Genomic DNA, 14,847 nt, shown 5'->3' on the forward strand with positions numbered 1-14,847 from the left:
ACCAGGCTGGACCTCACCCACAGGCAGGCACTACACCCCAGAACACCCCGACCCCACACCAACCCACTGGCCGCAATGGCTTATGCCCGCCGCAGGCCAAGTCATCGATGCCAGGTGTGCAGATGCCAGGTTCACAGACGCCGGCCCGGAAGACCTCCCACCTTGGGAACCCGACGACGACTCACTCATCGACCCCGATGACCTCTCACCGGACGACCCACTCTGGGACGAGCTCCTCGCGGAACCATTCGCCCTGTCAGAATGACGGCCCTCCCGGTGACCGGCAGTGCCGCAGGCGCGAACGCCAGGCCCTGGTCAGGCAGCTTCGGGCGCCCCGGCGATGCGGCGTCGAAGGGCCAGCCGGTGCGCCTTTTCCCCCTCTGCGACGGCACGGAGACGGGGAACAACCCCCATGGCAAGGGGCTGCCCATGGCCTGGTGCAATCACCCGGGGACCCAGGTCCGCCAGGCGGCTGATCGAATCCATGGACGTCTTCCGGTTCCAGGTGGTGTACCAGGGCGGTCCACATAGATCGGGGGCTCCCAGGAGGACACCGCGCATTGAGTTCAGATTCACCGTGGTCACGGCATCCCCGGTGATCAGGATGCCGTCTTGCGCGCGCCAATAGGCGACGTGCCCGGGGGTATGCCCAGGGGTGGGAACGGCGGCCCAACCGGGCATACCCGGCACTTCACCACCCTGCGGAAGTCCCTGGACGACGTCGGTAATGTCCCCTGCGGACTCAATCCGACGCCGGGCCCGGGCCGGCAGGGACCACAGGAACGGTGCCACCAGCCACCGGTCCAACGGCATGGAGAGTTCAGGGATGTAGCGCCCGGCAGCCAGGGGGAGCTCGGACTGGCCCACGTACACCGGGACCTCCCAGAAGCGGGCAAGTGCGCCGGCAGCCCCGGAGTGGTCCGGATGGATATGAGTCAGGAAAATGGCCCTCGGTACAACCCCCGGTCCGAGGAGATTCTCCACGGCCCGGCGCACCGGCTCCGCACTGCCCGCCCACCCGCAGTCAACCAGCGCCCATGCCGCACCTGACCGGACCACGTAGATATTTGATGCCATCGGGCCGGCGCCGGTGGTCATAAGGAACACACCGGACGCGACCTCCCGCGGTTCCGACACTCGCATCACCGTGGCGTCACTCCGCCGGGAACAGAGCTGGCAAAAGGCAGGCACGGCCGAAATCAACCAGCACAGTTGCGTCGGTTCGTTGCAGCCGGCGTCGGCCGGACCGTTTTACTCCCCTGGACCTCGCCATGCACCCAGTTTTTCGCCGCCCTGCCGTGCCCAACAGGGCCGAACGGCCTTTCTAGCCATCAGCACCCGGCAGACGGACCTCCACGAGTCCACCGGTGACACGCGTTTCAAAGAGCGGCTGCCGTGAAGTGGCCGGGCCAGCCTTCACTTCACCGGTGCGAAGGGAGAACATGCTGCGGTGCCACGGGCAGACGACGCACGGGTCGCCGTCGTCATCCTTGATCCTGCCTTCGTGGAGCGGTCCGGAAAGGTGGCTGCAAACGTTGGACAGCACGTTGACGTCCTTGCCGTCCCGGTGCACCAGCAGCGGGATGCCGGCCACTTCATGCTTGTGCAACCCGCCCTCCGGCAGTTCGGCCAGGGGTGCAAGCGCATGCCAGCCGGACGGGAACCGGTGCGGAATCTCCTCGCTGTGGTTCACGCCCGCGGCCTGGCGGTACGACAAGTGGCCGCCCAGGAACCCGCCGGCGCTGACGGTGGCAAGCCCCAGATACGCCAGCACCTTGCCGCCGCCCTGGCTCCCCGTCGCCCGCAGCACCAGGGATGCAACGTAAAGGCCTGTGGCAGTGACGTTGGCCGCGGCGTGCACCAGGCCTACCCGCTGCTGCTGCGGGTGCAGCTGGGACCAGTCGGTGAACCCTGCCAGGGCAGACGGAATCACACTGGCCGTGCCCACGCCGATGAGCAGCCGGGCAGCTTTTTCACCACCCGAAACCGCGTCGAGCACACCTGCCGAGAGCCATGCACCAATGGGTATCTGGACGGCAAGGGGATGGACCGGATGGCCGATGGGGACGCCGTGGAGGACATCGCGGACCCACCGCGGTTTGACCACCTTCAGGACGGCTTTCCGAACGCTCTTGGCCACTGGATCGAGCCAGTCAGCATCCTCGAGGCGGGTCACAAGCTCAAGTGCGGGCAACGGTTTCATGTGTCCTCCCTTACCCCGTTTGTCGCAATCCACTCACCGGAGCGGCGACCCCAGCACCGTGAACCGGTGGCCTCCCATTTCGCCGGACAGGAGGGGCATCGCCTCAGCGATCGCGGCCCGGGTGCTGTCCAGTTGCAGCGATGCCTGGTGCGCCTCGGCGGATTCCCAGAGTTCCGAGACGAACACGGTATCCGGCATATCAGCGTTGATTCCCACCTCATACAGCAGGCACCCGGCCTCCTTCATCTCCGGCTTCGGCCGGAGCAGGATAGCCACCAGGGCGTCGCGCTGGCCGGGCTTGGTTCCGAGCATTCCCACATTCGCAAAGGTCATAGGGACAGTCTGCAGCCTGCGGCGGACGGCGGCCAGGGTTCAGGCACGGACGACGACGCCACTCGCCGTCGTAGGTTTTCCTTCAGCATGCAGCGTCGCCTTATTTAATCCAAACGCTGTATTATTGCTGCGGCCTGTTATCGATCCGGTGGCGGCCCACCTGCAACCAGAGGGACTCCCCGTGGAAAACAGCAAGCCACACTCGGCCGGCACTAACGGTGGCCGGACCGCAGCCCGGCCACCCGCTGCAGAGGCGGCCATTGCTGCACTCCTGGGAATCCTGGGAGGACTCCTGGGGCTGGCACCCTGGCTGATCACAGGGGCCCAACTTCCTGTGCAGAACCTCTGGGGAGAGGAAACACAGCCTCGCGATATGCCTTTTGCCCTCCTGCCCCTCAGCCAGTATCACGCCACCACCATCGTTGCGCTGCTGACAGTGGGCGCTTCCGCCACCGGGTTCGCCCTGCGCGCATTAGGGCCGGCCCGCCGCGGCCCTGCCTTGGCATGCGCAGCAGCCGGCCTTCTCCTGGTCCACGGAGGGGCCGCCGTCCAGTCGTTCGCAGCGCTCAGCAGCGGCCTGGACCCGGAGCCTAGGTCTTCCATCTACGTCGCCGGCCTGCTCGGCGGGACCATCGCTGCGATAGCAGCCGGAGTGATGGCCCTCGTGTTGTTCGCCTCGCTATCCCGTCCCGTCGTGACCCTGGGCGTTGGCCTGATGGCGGTGCCGTTCTCTTCATGGCTGGCAGCTGCCGCCGCCGCGTTCCTGGGCGGCCCGGGCGGGGTGCCGATTTTCCTGACAATCGTGTGGCACTGGCTTCCCGCCGTTTTAGTGGGCCTGGCGTTGGCCTGGTGCGGCTTCAAACCTCCCGCCCGCCTGTGGGTGTGGGCGGCAGACCTCGCGCTGCTGTGGCTGGTTCCCGCCCTGTTCACCAGCGTCAATTACGTTCTGGGCACCCGCGCATACCTCGGCAACTTCTCCGAGATGGCCATGCTGTCGCGCGATATCCTGGCCGCCACCCTGGGTCCTGCGGGCGGAGCGGGGCCTATCGTGCTGCTGGCCCTGGGCATCGGACTGGTCGGAGCGCTTATCCTGGCTCTCCTAAGCCGGAAGGGACAGGGACGCCGAACAGCGCCGCTCGATGCCGGCGGACGGCTTTAGGCGGGCACCGCTCACTCCGCCGCGCCGAGGCTTCCGGCATGGACGACGGCACCGCTCGCCGTCGTATCTTCCTTCAGCATCCAGCCCACCCGCTTGACCGTCCTCAGCATCACGGCGCTCTCGACGATCTCAATGCCGGGCACCTTCTGCTGCAGCGCCAACTCAGCGGACATGACGTCTGCCAGCGTGTGCAGCCACATGATGATCACGAAGTTGGTGGGGCCGGTAGTGGAAGCGCTCAGGCGCACGTTGCTGATGGTGCGGATCTCCGCCGCAGCAAGCTCGTGCTGGCCGGCCGGGACATTGACGAACCATTGGCAGGTCACCGGGAACGACGAATACCGCTGGGCAATCTCGCAGCGGAACGACAGGACGCCGCTGGCGAGCACCCGGTTCAATTGACGCTGCACAGTGGCGGGATGGCGGCCAAGGGCGCGCGCAATCTGGGCAGCCGTGGCGCGGCCGTCCCGGGCCAGGAACGGCAGCAGGTCAAGGTGGCTTTGCGGAAGCTGCCCGGCCACCTGCGCCGCGTCTGCGCCGGCCACCGGCACCAGCGTCCGCAGCGTGGCCAACTGGGCACGGCTCAGGACATTCAGCCGCCAGTCATCGCCGCTGCTGTGCAGCCGGGTACACAGGGCCACCTGGTACTTGGTCAGCCCCTCGATGGTTTTCAGCCGTGAGACCACCCGCTCGCTGAATTCCTCCAGGGAGCGGGTGATGACAGTCAGCATCAGGTCCCGGTTGCTGGCGGCCTCCTCCACGGTGACGATCTCGGGAACAGCGGCCAGGTGCGCCGTCACGCTGTCCCGCCGGTTCATTTCGCAGTCAACAGCCACGTACGCCAGGAGCATCTGCTTGGGATCACCCGCCAGGTGCGCCGTCACCCACGCCGCACCCTGCGATGCCAGCCGGTCCCAACGGGCAGCAAGGGTGGTTGCATGCACGTCCAAAACCTTTGCCGCGTCGGCCCAGCCAAGCCTCGGCGAGGCCTGAAGCACCTGGATCAGGGCAAGATCATCCTCGGTCAACTCCATAGCCGCCCCTCCTTTGCGTGCACGAATCGTGCCCATAGAGGGCATCCAAAGAATAATTCCAGCGCTTTCCGCAAATGTGAACCACGCCACTTCAGAATAGTCCCCGAGCCCACACGCCGAGCACTCAAGGAGCAGCACGTGTCCATAACCGACGACGCAAGAGCCCTGCAGGATGACCTGGTCCGCCTGCGCCACGACCTTCACCGACAGCCGGAGATCGGCCTCGATCTTCCGCGGACCCAGGAGCGGGTCCTTGAAGCACTCGATGGACTCCCCTTTGAAATCACCCTGGGCAAGGAAACGACGTCGGTCACCGCGGTTTTGCGGGGCGGTAATCCAAGTCCCGGCGTCCAGCGTCCGGCTGTGCTGCTCCGCGCCGACATGGACGGGCTGCCCGTCCAGGAAAAGACCGGCATCGACTTCACCTCCCAGGCGGACGGCGCCATGCATGCCTGCGGCCACGACCTCCACACCTCCATGCTCGCCGGAGCCGCGACGCTCCTGGCGGAGAAGAGCCACCAACTCCAGGGCGACGTGGTACTCATGTTCCAGCCGGGCGAGGAAGGCTGCGACGGGGCCAGCTACATGATCCGGGAGGGCGTCCTGGACGCCGCCGGTCCACGCGTCCAGGCAGCGTACGGCATGCACGTGTTTTCTTCGCTGGAGCCGCACGGGACCTTCTGCACCAAGCCCGGCGTCATGCTCAGCGCGTCGGACGGCCTGGAAGTCACGGTGCTCGGCGCCGGCGGCCATGGTTCGGCCCCGCATTCCGCCAAGGATCCGGTCACAGTGGCTGCCGAGATGGTGACGGCCCTTCAGGTCATGGTCACCCGGCAATTCAACATGTTCGATCCCGTGGTCCTGTCCGTGGGAGTGCTGCACGCCGGGACCAAACGGAACATCATTCCGGAGTCCGCCCGCATCGAAGCAACCATCCGGACCTTCTCGGAAGCATCCCGCCTGAAGATGATGGACGCCGTGCCCCGCCTGCTCAAGGGGATCGCCGCCGCACACGGGGTAGAGGTCGCCGTCGACTACCTGCAGGAATACCCGCTCACCATCACCAATGAAGACGAAACGCACACCGCCGAAAAGGTGATCACCGGACTTTTCGGCGAGCGCCGCCTCTCGCGCTGGGCCACCCCCTTGAGCGGCTCCGAGGACTTCTCCCGCGTACTCGCCGAGGTGCCGGGCACCTTCGTGGGACTCAGCGCAGTTGCCCCGGGCGGCGACCCGCACGCCTCACCCTTCAACCACTCCCCGTATGCCACGTTCGACGACGCCGTCCTGGCAGACGGGGCCGCACTTTACGCCGAACTCGCCATCTCGCGGCTCGCCGCCCTGTCCCGGACGGCCTGAGCTTCCCTCCCGTCACCGGCAGCATTGCTGCTGCCGCCCCCAACAAACCAACCGACCAGGAAGAAAACCATGTCAGTTGCAGTAAGCAAGCCCCAGACTGGACGCATGTCCACCACCAGGACCGTCATCGGCACCGGCATCGGCAACGCCGTCGAATGGTACGACTGGGCCATCTACGCCACGTTCACGCCCTTCATCGCCAGCCAGCTGTTCAGCAAGGCGGACCCGGCGTCGGCGGTGCTGTCCACCCTGGCGATCTTCGCGGTCGGCTTCGTGGCCCGGCCCTTCGGCGGCTTCCTCTTCGGCTGGATCGGCGACCGCGTGGGCCGTAAGACCTCGATGACCTTCGCCGTCGGCCTCGCTTCCCTCGGCAGCCTGATGATCGGCGTCGCCCCCACGTTCGCCAGCGTCGGCGCGTTCGCCTCGCTGATGCTGCTGGTGGCTCGGCTGGTGCAGGGCCTGGCGCACGGCGGCGAGCTGCCGTCGTCGCAGACCTACCTCTCCGAGATGGCACCCAAGGAGCACCGCGGCTTCTGGGCCACCCTCATCTACACGTCCGGCACACTGGGCATCCTTTTCGGCACGCTGCTGGGCGCCATCCTGAACATGGCACTGAGCACCGAGGCGATGAACGCCTGGGGCTGGCGGATTCCGTTCCTGATCGGCGCGGCCCTGGGCCTGTACGCACTGATCATGCGGTCGCGCCTGCACGAGACCGAGGCATTCCAGGGCGAGGCCGTCACCACAAAGCGCGCCCCCATCTGGCCGCAGATTGTCCGCTACCGCAAGCAGGCCCTGCAGGTCATCGGCCTAACCGTGGGCCTGACGGTGATCTACTACATCTGGGGCGTCGTGGCGCCAAGCTACGCCACCACGGCCCTCAAGATTGACCGCGGCGAGGCATTGTGGGCAGGCGTGATCGCCAACATCGTCTTCATCGCAGCACTGCCGGTATGGGGAAAGCTTTCGGACCGGATCGGCCGCAAGAAGGTGCTCTGGGCGGGCGCGATCGGCTCCGCAGTGTTCCACTTCCCAATGACCTGGCTGCTGAAGGACTCCGCGTGGCAGCTGGCCGTGAGCATGTCCGTGATGCTCGTGTTCATTGCCGCGAGCGCCGCGATCGTCCCCGCCGTGTACGCCGAGCTGTTCCCCACGTCCATCCGCACCGTGGGCGTTGGCGTCCCCTACTCCATCTGCGTTGCCCTGTTCGGCGGCACCGCCCCGTACCTGCAGCAGTGGCTGGGCACCTCGCTCGGGGCACCGCAGGTGTTCAACATCTACGCAGTGCTGCTCCTGGTGGTCAGCGCAGCGTTCGTGTTCACCATCCCTGAGACCAAGGGCAAGGACTTGACGCACTAGCCCGCGGCCTCCGCACAAACATCCCCGGCGCCGTTGTCGCGCCGGGGATGTTTGGTGTTCCAGGGGTTCGCGGCGGCCAAGCCGGATCTCGGCCGGCCGGATACCAGACCTGCTACGCGGCGGTGGGCAGCACCAGGAGGTACCCGGCCGGAAGCCCGCTGCTCCAGCGCCGCGGTTCGCGGACCACGAACTGCGTGGCCAGCTGTTCCGGGGTCAGCAGTGCGTTCGGCGCAGGGGACGGCCCCCACTGCCCGCTGCCGTACGGATAGAGCGGATCCAGGACATGGATGCCGGTCACGGAGAAGTCGGCGAACTGCCGGGGATCACCCAGCGACTCAAAACCGCTCATCACCCAGGCATGCCGGCCACTCCACATGACCAGCCCCACTGGCCTGCCGGTCTCGGTAATGGCACGTGCCGCCGTCCGCACCGCTTCTTCATAGCCCGGGACGCTCACGACGGCGTACGGCCCCATGCCCGCTTCCGTCAGCACCTGCGCCCAGCCAAACGGATTGGCACCGTTGAACGAGTCGGATGACCGCGCCCTCGCCATCTCCCACAGTTCGTTCTGCTGCGCGCGGTCAGCCCAGGTGCCGCCCCCGGTGTCATCGATCAGGTTGTGAGCCATCTGGATACTTGCGGCCACGCACCAGTCGAAGGTGTACTGCGGAACGAAGTCGCCTTCCCGGAACAGGTTGAGGGCGAACGGTTGGGGTACCGGCGCGGGCGCAGCGGCAGGAGCCGGCGCCGGCGCAGCGGTCGGGACGGGGGCAGGAGCGGCATCGGCTGCAGCGACGGCATCGGCCGCGCCCCCAGGGGAGCCTGCCGCGCCCGCAACGGGGGAGCCTGCCGCGCCCGCAGCGGTGGTGGCTGACGCGGCCGCGGTTGCCGCAGGCGGAGCGGCTGCGGCAACGGGCGACGCCGGGCCCCCGGCCACCCCGGGCGTGCATCCCGCCAGCGCTCCGGCCAGGGCAAGGAGCCAGGCCACAATCCGAAGGCAGGTGCCAGTCATGATCCCTCCCTGTCCGGTCCCGCGGCGCGGGCGTGCCTGCTACCAGTCTCCCGCCCGCGCCTCCCCTTGACTACCCCACCCCACCTTCCCTACACTTTTCATAAAGCAGAATCTAAATTCCACAAAGCGGAAACGGCGAGGGTGCCGGGAAGCGAAGGAAGATAGATCCAAGCCCCTCCTCGGAAGGACCTACGATGACGTACACAGTGAACTGCTCCATCCTCCTCACGGAGCTTCCCCTGCTCGAACGCCCCGCCGCCGCAAAGGCAGCCGGCTTCGACGCCGTTGAGTTCTGGTGGCCTTTCGAAACCTCCGTCCCGGCGGACAGCGAAATCACCAAGTTCGAGAACGCCATCACGGATGCAGGCGTCCAGCTCACCGGCCTGAACTTCAATGCCGGCAACATGCCCGGCGGCGACCGCGGCCTGGTTTCCTGGAAGGGACGCTGCTCGGAATTCAAGGACAACATCGACGTCGTGGCCGGCATCGGCGAGCGTCTCGGCTGCAAGGCCTTCAACGCCCTCTACGGCAACCGGCAGGACGACTTCACCCCGGAAGAGCAGGATGAGCTGGCCGTCAAGAACCTCGCGGCCGCAGCCGAAGGCGTTGCCCGCATTGGCGGTACCGTCCTCCTCGAACCCGTCAGCGGCGCACCGAAGTACCCGCTCCTCACCGCTGATGACGCACTCAAGGTCATCGCCCGCGTCAAGGAGGAAACCGGCGCCGGAAACATCAAGCTCCTCGCCGACTTCTACCACCTTGCGGTCAACGGCGACGACGTCCAGAGCGTCATCGAAAACCATGCCAAGGACTTCGGCCACATCCAGATCGCTGACAACCCGGGCCGCGGCGCCCCCGGCACCGGCACCCTTCCGCTCGGCGAGTGGATCGCCCGCAGCCGCGAACTCGGCTACGAGGGCTACATCGGCCTCGAATACAAGGAACCGCAGGAAACGGCCTTCAGCTGGGCCATCCGCGAACACGCCGCACGCTGACCACCGCCGCGCACAGGCACCACCACCAAGACTTCAGGAAAGAGAACCATCATGAGCAACGTTGCAGTCATCGGACTCGGAATCATGGGCCTGCCCATGGCCATCAACCTGGTCAAGGCCGGCCACACCGTCACCGGCTTCAACCGCAGCCAGGACAAGATCGACAAACTGGTCTCCGAAGGCGGCCAGGGCGCCTCCAGCATCGCTGACGCTGTCAAAGAGGCCGACGTCGTCATCACCATGGTGCCGGACTCCCCCGACGTTGAGGGCGTTGTCAGCGGCAAGGACGGCGTTTTCGCCAACGCCAAGCAGGGAACCCTGTGGATCGATGCATCCAGCATCCGCCCCGACGTCGCGGTCCGCCTCTCTGAAGAAGCCCGCGAAGCCGGCATCCGTCCCCTCGACGCCCCGGTCTCCGGCGGCGAACAGGGCGCCATCGACGCCGTCCTGTCCATCATGGTCGGCGGCGATAAGGCAGACTTCGACGACGCCCAGGACGTCCTGAACGCGGTGGGCAAGACCATCGTCCACGTGGGCCCCTCCGGCTCCGGCCAGACGGTCAAGGCTGCCAACCAGCTGATCGTCGCCGTCAACATCGAGGTCCTCGGCGAAGCCGTCGCCTTCCTGGAGGCCTACGGCGTGGACACCGACGCTGCCCTCAAGGTCCTCGGCGGCGGCCTGGCCGGCTCCAAGGTCCTGGAACAGAAGGGCCAGAAGATGCTGGACCGCAACTTCGACCCCGGCTTCCGCCTGGCCCTGCACCACAAGGACCTGGGCATCGTCACCGCAGCAGCCCGCGAAGCCAACGTCGCCATCCCCCTTGGCGCCGTCGCCGCCCAGCTCGTCGCCGCCACCGTCAACCAGGGCGACGGCGCACTGGACCACTCCGGACTCTTCAAGCAGGTCCTGCAGCTCAGCGGCAGGAAATAGGACAGGCCGCACAACCAGGCCCGGCGCTCAGGCGCCCGAACAACACCGGCGAGGCCCCGCCGTCGTGCACCACAACGACGGCGGTCCCTCCAGCACACCCAAAAACAGACTTTCCAAGCTTTCAAGGAGCACCCCATGAGCAAGATGCGTACCGTTGATGCAGCGGTGGCCATCCTGGAAAAGGAAGGCGCCATCGAGGCGTTCGGCCTGCCAGGCGCTGCCATCAACCCCTTCTATTCCGCAATGCGCGCCCACGGCGGCATCCGCCACACGCTGGCCCGCCACGTTGAGGGCGCCAGCCACATGGCCGACGGCTTCAGCCGCGCCAAGGACGGCAACATCGGCATCTGCATTGGCACCTCCGGCCCTGCCGGCACCGACATGATCACCGGCCTGTACGCCGCCTGGGCAGATTCCATCCCCATGCTCTGCATCACCGGCCAGGCCCCGGTGGCCAAGCTGCACAAGGAAGACTTCCAGGCCGTGGACATCGAGTCCATCGCCAAGCCCGTCACCAAGATGGCCATGACCATCCTGGAGCCCGGCCAGGTTCCCGGCGCCTTCCAGAAGGCCTTCCAGCTGATGCGGTCCGGCCGCCCGGGCCCGGTGCTGCTGGACCTGCCCATCGACGTGCAGATGGCCGAGATCGAATTCGACATCGACACCTACGAGCCACTCCCCGTCGAGAAGCCCAAGGCCTCCCGCAAGCAGCTGGAAAAGGCCCTGGACATGCTCCTGGCCGCCAAGCACCCGCTGATCGTGGCCGGCGGCGGCATCATCAACGCCGGCGCCTCCGCGCAGCTGGTGGAGCTGGCCGAAACCCTCAACGTTCCGGTCATCCCCACCCTGATGGGCTGGGGCACCATCCCGGACGACCACCAGCTCATGGCCGGCATGGTGGGCCTGCAGACCAGCCACCGCTACGGCAACGAGAACTACCTGCGCAGCGATTTCGTGATCGGCATCGGCAACCGCTGGGCCAACCGCCACACCGGCGGCCTGGAGACCTACACGGCGGGCCGGAAGTTCGTGCACATCGACATCGAGCCCACGCAGATCGGCCGCGTGTTCTCGCCGGACCTGGGCATCGCGTCCGATGCCGGCGCGGCGCTGGCAGGGCTGGTTGAGCTCGCCAAGGAGCGGGCTGCGGCCGGGTCCCTGCCGGACTACAGCGCCTGGGTGGCCGAATGCCAGGACCGCAAGGCCTCCCTGCACCGCAAAACCCACTTCGAGAACATCCCCATCAAGCCGCAGCGCGTGTACGAGGAGATGAACAAGTCCTTCGGCCGCGACACCACCTACGTGTCCACCATCGGCCTGTCGCAGATCGCCGGCGCCCAGATGCTGCACGTGTTCGGACCGCGCAAATGGATCAACGCCGGCCAGGCAGGCCCGCTGGGCTGGACCGCCCCGGCAGCCCTCGGCGTCGCCCGCTCCAACCCGGACCAGACCGTGGTGGCGCTCTCCGGCGACTACGATTTCCAGTTCATGATTGAGGAACTGGCCGTGGGCGCGCAGTTCAACCTGCCGTACATCCACGTGGTGGTGAACAACTCCTACCTGGGCCTGATCCGCCAGTCCCAGCGCGGCTTCAAGATGGAACAGAACGTGTCCCTGGCGTTCGAGAACATCAACAGCTCGCACCTGTCCGAGGACACCCGCGGCTACGGCGTGGACCACCTCAAGGTGGCCGAAGGCCTGGGCTGCAAGGCCGTCCGCGTGGAGGACCCCAACGACCTCGCTGCTGCGTTCGACAAGGCCAAGGCGCTCATGGGCGAGTTCCAGGTTCCCGTGGTGGTGGAAGTGATCCTGGAAAAGGTCACCAACATCTCCATGGGCGTGGAAATCAATGCCGTGAACGAGTTCGAGGAACTGGCAGAATCCGCCGCCGACGCCCCCACCGCCATCCTGGCACTGCAGGCCTAACCATGCGCATCGTGATCGCCCCGGACAAGTTCAAGGGATCGCTGTCGGCTCCGGAGGTGTGCAGCCATCTGGAAAAGGGCCTGCAGCGCGGGGCCGGCGGCAACCTTGACGTGGTCCGGATTCCGGTGGCCGACGGCGGCGAGGGCACCCTCGACGCCGCCGTCGGCTCCGGTTTCACCCGCCGCACGGCAACGGTTACCGGGCCAACCGGGCAGCCGGTGCAGGCGGACTTCGCAGTCCGCGGGCACGAGGCCGTCATTGAAATGGCGACCGCATCCGGCCTGGCCCTGGTGCCAAACGTCCGCAAGTCCGGCCGGCCGGACCCGTCGGACGCCGCCACCGCCAGCAGCCTGGGTACGGGCCAGCTCATCCGGGCTGCGCTGGATGCGGGCTGCCGGCGCATCATCCTCGGCGTGGGCGGCAGCGCCAATACCGACGGCGGCGCCGGGCTCCTGCAGGGCCTGGGCGCCAGGTTCTTGGACAGCAGGAACAACGAACTTCCCGCCGGCGGGGCTGCGCTGGCCAACCTGCACAGCATCGACTTCACCGAGTTCGAACCCCGTTTGGTGGACACCCGCTTCGTGCTGGCATCCGATGTCGACAACCCGCTGCTCGGCGCCCAGGGCGCCGCGGCGGTGTTCGGTCCGCAAAAGGGCGCCGCACCACAAGACGTCGGCATGCTCGACGCCGCCCTGGCCAGGTTTGTCGAAGTCCTGGCCAGGGAAATCGGATTCCGCGCCGTCAAGGCCGCCGAGGCTCCCGGAGCCGGGGCAGCCGGCGGCGTGGGCTACGCCGCCATCGCAGTACTGGCCGCAACCCGCCGGCCAGGCATCGACGTCGTCCTGGAATTCACGGGGCTGGCGGAGCGCCTGGCCGGCGCCGACCTGGTGATCACCGGCGAAGGCAGCCTGGACGAACAGAGCCTCCTGGGCAAGACCCCGATGGGTGTTGCCCGCGCCGCGGCAGCCCAGGGTGTGCCGGTCATCGCCGTGTGCGGCCGGTCCACCCTGGAGCCGGGCCAGGCGGCGGCTGCAGGATTCGAGGATGTCCATGCTTTGACGTCGCTCGAAACCGATGTAAACAGGTGCATAGCAGAGGCAGGGCCGCTGCTGGAGCAGCTGGGCACCCACATCAGCGCGGGATTGGCGGCCAACAGGCCTGCCGCCGCAAGTACCAAGGAGGACCTCCGTGTCTGAAGAACGTTTTGACCTCGTCATCCGGGGCCGGCGCATCCTGACCACCGCCGGCATCGCACCCCGTGAGGTTGGTGTCCGCGGCGGCAAGATCGTGGCCATCGAGCCCCTCGGCAACGGCCTGGCCGGCACGGAAATCATCGAGCTGGCCGACGACGAAACCCTGCTGCCCGGCCTGGTGGACACCCACGTCCACGTCAACGAGCCCGGCCGCACCGAGTGGGAGGGCTTCGCCTCCGCCACCCGTGCCGCCGCGGCCGGCGGCGTGACCACCATCATCGACATGCCGCTGAACTCCGTTCCGCCCACCACCACCGTGGATAACCTCAAGCTCAAGCGCGAGGTGGCCGAGGACCAGGCCTTCATCGATGTCGGGTTCTGGGGCGGCGCCATCCCGGGCAACAAGGCGGACCTCCGCCCACTGCACGACGAAGGCGTTTTCGGCTTCAAGTGCTTCCTCCTGCACTCCGGCGTGGACGAGTTTCCGCACCTGGACGCGGACGAGATGGAAGAGGACATGGCTGAGCTGAAGTCCTTCGACTCGCTCATGATCGTCCATGCCGAGGACTCACACGCCATTGACCGGGCACCCCATCCCGGGGGCGACCACTACGAAACCTTCCTCGCTTCCCGCCCCCGCGGTGCCGAGAACAAGGCCATCGCCGAGGTCATCGAACGGGCCCGCTGGACCGGTGCGCGTGCGCACATCCTGCACCTGTCGTCGTCGGATGCGCTGCCCATGATCGCCAGCGCCAAGCGCGACGGCGTCAAGCTCACCGTGGAGACGTGCCCGCACTACCTGACGCTCATGGCGGAGGAAATTCCGGACGGCGCCACCGCGTACAAGTGCTGCCCGCCCATCCGGGAAGCGTCCAACCGGGAGCTGCTGTGGCAGGGCCTGCAGGACGGCACCATCGACTGCATCGTCTCGGACCACTCCCCGTCCACGCTGGACCTCAAGGACCTGGAGAACGGCGACTTCGCCGTGGCCTGGGGCGGCGTTTCGTCCCTGCAGCTGGGTCTCTCCCTGATCTGGAGCGAGGCTGGGCACCGTGGCATCCCGCTGGAACAAGTGGTGTCCTGGATGGCGGAGAAGCCCGCCAACCTGGCCCGGCTCACCACCAAGGGCCAGCTGGCACTGGGCTACGACGCCGACTTCGCCGTCTTCGCCCCGGACGAGGCCTTCGTGGTGGACGTGTCAAAGCTGAAGCACAAGAACCCCATCACCCCTTACGACGGCAAGGCCCTGTCCGGTGTTGTGCGCAAAACCTTCCTCCGCGGCACCGTAGTGGACGGCCAGACCCCCACGGGCAAGCTGATCCGCCGCGGCGGCGTATAAGGACG

Annotated in this window: 12 protein-coding genes and 2 pseudogenes; 9 read left to right on the forward strand and 5 right to left on the reverse strand. The window is 67.0% G+C overall.

Annotation, left to right across the window (positions count from 1 at the left end; genetic code table 11):
* A pseudogene (locus tag HNO81_RS20025) lies at window positions 1-265 on the forward strand (HNH endonuclease); the annotation flags it as partial.
* A gap of 50 nt (window positions 266-315) precedes the next feature.
* On the opposite strand, the gene HNO81_RS17060 reads toward HNO81_RS20025, so the two are convergent.
* The 3 genes from HNO81_RS17060 to HNO81_RS17070 form a co-directional block, all read right to left on the reverse strand.
* On the reverse strand, window positions 316-1,143 hold the full coding sequence (locus HNO81_RS17060) for an MBL fold metallo-hydrolase (protein WP_175319327.1): 828 nt from the start codon (window positions 1,141-1,143) through the stop codon (window positions 316-318).
* Between the two features lie 181 nt (window positions 1,144-1,324).
* Complete coding sequence (locus tag HNO81_RS17065; protein WP_175319294.1) at window positions 1,325-2,203, reverse strand: Rieske 2Fe-2S domain-containing protein; 879 nt, start codon at window positions 2,201-2,203, stop codon at window positions 1,325-1,327.
* Window positions 2,204-2,236: 33 nt separating this feature from the next.
* The gene (locus tag HNO81_RS17070; RefSeq protein ID WP_175319295.1) at window positions 2,237-2,536 is read right to left on the reverse strand and encodes a putative quinol monooxygenase; all 300 of its coding nucleotides are present in this window, start codon (window positions 2,534-2,536) and stop codon (window positions 2,237-2,239) included.
* Window positions 2,537-2,909: 373 nt separating this feature from the next.
* Here HNO81_RS17070 and HNO81_RS17075 point away from each other — a divergent pair, with 373 nt between their 5' ends.
* Entirely contained in the window at window positions 2,910-3,695 is a 786-nt protein-coding gene (locus tag HNO81_RS17075) for a hypothetical protein (protein WP_254703546.1), read from the forward strand.
* 11 nt (window positions 3,696-3,706) lie between these two features.
* Here HNO81_RS17075 and HNO81_RS17080 read toward each other — a convergent pair whose 3' ends face one another.
* Window positions 3,707-4,729, reverse strand: a complete 1,023-nt coding sequence (locus tag HNO81_RS17080) for an Lrp/AsnC family transcriptional regulator (RefSeq protein ID WP_175319296.1) — start codon at window positions 4,727-4,729, stop codon at window positions 3,707-3,709.
* 138 nt (window positions 4,730-4,867) lie between these two features.
* Here HNO81_RS17080 and HNO81_RS17085 point away from each other — a divergent pair, with 138 nt between their 5' ends.
* A complete protein-coding gene (locus HNO81_RS17085) occupies window positions 4,868-6,088 on the forward strand; it encodes a M20 family metallopeptidase (protein WP_175319297.1) in 1,221 nt (406 codons plus the stop codon).
* Between the two features lie 105 nt (window positions 6,089-6,193).
* Window positions 6,194-7,447 carry an MFS transporter gene (locus tag HNO81_RS17090; protein WP_371818300.1) on the forward strand — a complete coding sequence of 418 codons (1,254 nt, stop codon included), beginning with the start codon at window positions 6,194-6,196 and terminating at the stop codon, window positions 7,445-7,447.
* Window positions 7,448-7,559: 112 nt separating this feature from the next.
* Here the strand turns inward: HNO81_RS17090 and HNO81_RS17095 are convergent, their stop codons facing one another.
* Window positions 7,560-8,459: a hypothetical protein gene (locus HNO81_RS17095; protein ID WP_175319299.1), complete on the reverse strand. Its 900-nt coding sequence runs from the start codon at window positions 8,457-8,459 to the stop codon at window positions 7,560-7,562.
* Between the two features lie 194 nt (window positions 8,460-8,653).
* Between HNO81_RS17095 and HNO81_RS17100 the strand changes: the two genes are divergently transcribed.
* From HNO81_RS17100 to allB, 5 genes and pseudogenes are all read left to right on the forward strand, one after another.
* Window positions 8,654-9,454, forward strand: a complete 801-nt coding sequence (locus tag HNO81_RS17100) for a hydroxypyruvate isomerase family protein (RefSeq protein WP_175319300.1) — start codon at window positions 8,654-8,656, stop codon at window positions 9,452-9,454.
* A 27-nt stretch (window positions 9,455-9,481) separates the two neighbouring features.
* Window positions 9,482-10,384 (forward strand): annotated as a pseudogene (locus tag HNO81_RS17105) (2-hydroxy-3-oxopropionate reductase); the annotation flags it as partial.
* A gap of 135 nt (window positions 10,385-10,519) precedes the next feature.
* Window positions 10,520-12,310: a glyoxylate carboligase gene (gene gcl / locus HNO81_RS17110; protein ID WP_175319301.1), complete on the forward strand. Its 1,791-nt coding sequence runs from the start codon at window positions 10,520-10,522 to the stop codon at window positions 12,308-12,310.
* Between the two features lie 2 nt (window positions 12,311-12,312).
* The gene (locus tag HNO81_RS17115; protein WP_175319302.1) at window positions 12,313-13,506 is read left to right on the forward strand and encodes a glycerate kinase; all 1,194 of its coding nucleotides are present in this window, start codon (window positions 12,313-12,315) and stop codon (window positions 13,504-13,506) included.
* Window positions 13,499-14,842, forward strand: a complete 1,344-nt coding sequence (allB, locus tag HNO81_RS17120) for an allantoinase AllB (protein WP_175319303.1) — start codon at window positions 13,499-13,501, stop codon at window positions 14,840-14,842. The genes HNO81_RS17115 and allB overlap by 8 nt, the downstream gene beginning before the upstream one ends.
* The last annotated feature ends 5 nt before the right edge of the window (window positions 14,843-14,847 follow it).

This window comes from Pseudarthrobacter sp. C4D7 (assembly GCF_013359725.1).
Lineage (GTDB): Bacteria > Actinomycetota > Actinomycetes > Actinomycetales > Micrococcaceae > Arthrobacter.

Excerpts from the sequence above, each read along its gene's own strand:
- gcl (WP_175319301.1), top strand. The coding sequence starts at position 10,520 with ATGAGCAAGATGCGTACCGTTGATGCAGCGGTGGCCATCCTGGAAAAG.
- HNO81_RS17065 (WP_175319294.1), bottom strand. The coding sequence starts at position 2,203 with ATGAAACCGTTGCCCGCACTTGAGCTTGTGACCCGCCTCGAGGATGCT.
- HNO81_RS17060 (WP_175319327.1), bottom strand. The coding sequence starts at position 1,143 with ATGCGAGTGTCGGAACCGCGGGAGGTCGCGTCCGGTGTGTTCCTTATG.
- HNO81_RS17095 (WP_175319299.1), bottom strand. The coding sequence starts at position 8,459 with ATGACTGGCACCTGCCTTCGGATTGTGGCCTGGCTCCTTGCCCTGGCC.
- HNO81_RS17075 (WP_254703546.1), top strand. The coding sequence starts at position 2,910 with ATGCCTTTTGCCCTCCTGCCCCTCAGCCAGTATCACGCCACCACCATC.
- HNO81_RS17100 (WP_175319300.1), top strand. The coding sequence starts at position 8,654 with ATGACGTACACAGTGAACTGCTCCATCCTCCTCACGGAGCTTCCCCTG.
- HNO81_RS17080 (WP_175319296.1), bottom strand. The coding sequence starts at position 4,729 with ATGGAGTTGACCGAGGATGATCTTGCCCTGATCCAGGTGCTTCAGGCC.
- HNO81_RS17070 (WP_175319295.1), bottom strand. The coding sequence starts at position 2,536 with ATGACCTTTGCGAATGTGGGAATGCTCGGAACCAAGCCCGGCCAGCGC.
- HNO81_RS17090 (WP_371818300.1), top strand. The coding sequence starts at position 6,194 with ATGTCCACCACCAGGACCGTCATCGGCACCGGCATCGGCAACGCCGTC.
- HNO81_RS17115 (WP_175319302.1), top strand. The coding sequence starts at position 12,313 with ATGCGCATCGTGATCGCCCCGGACAAGTTCAAGGGATCGCTGTCGGCT.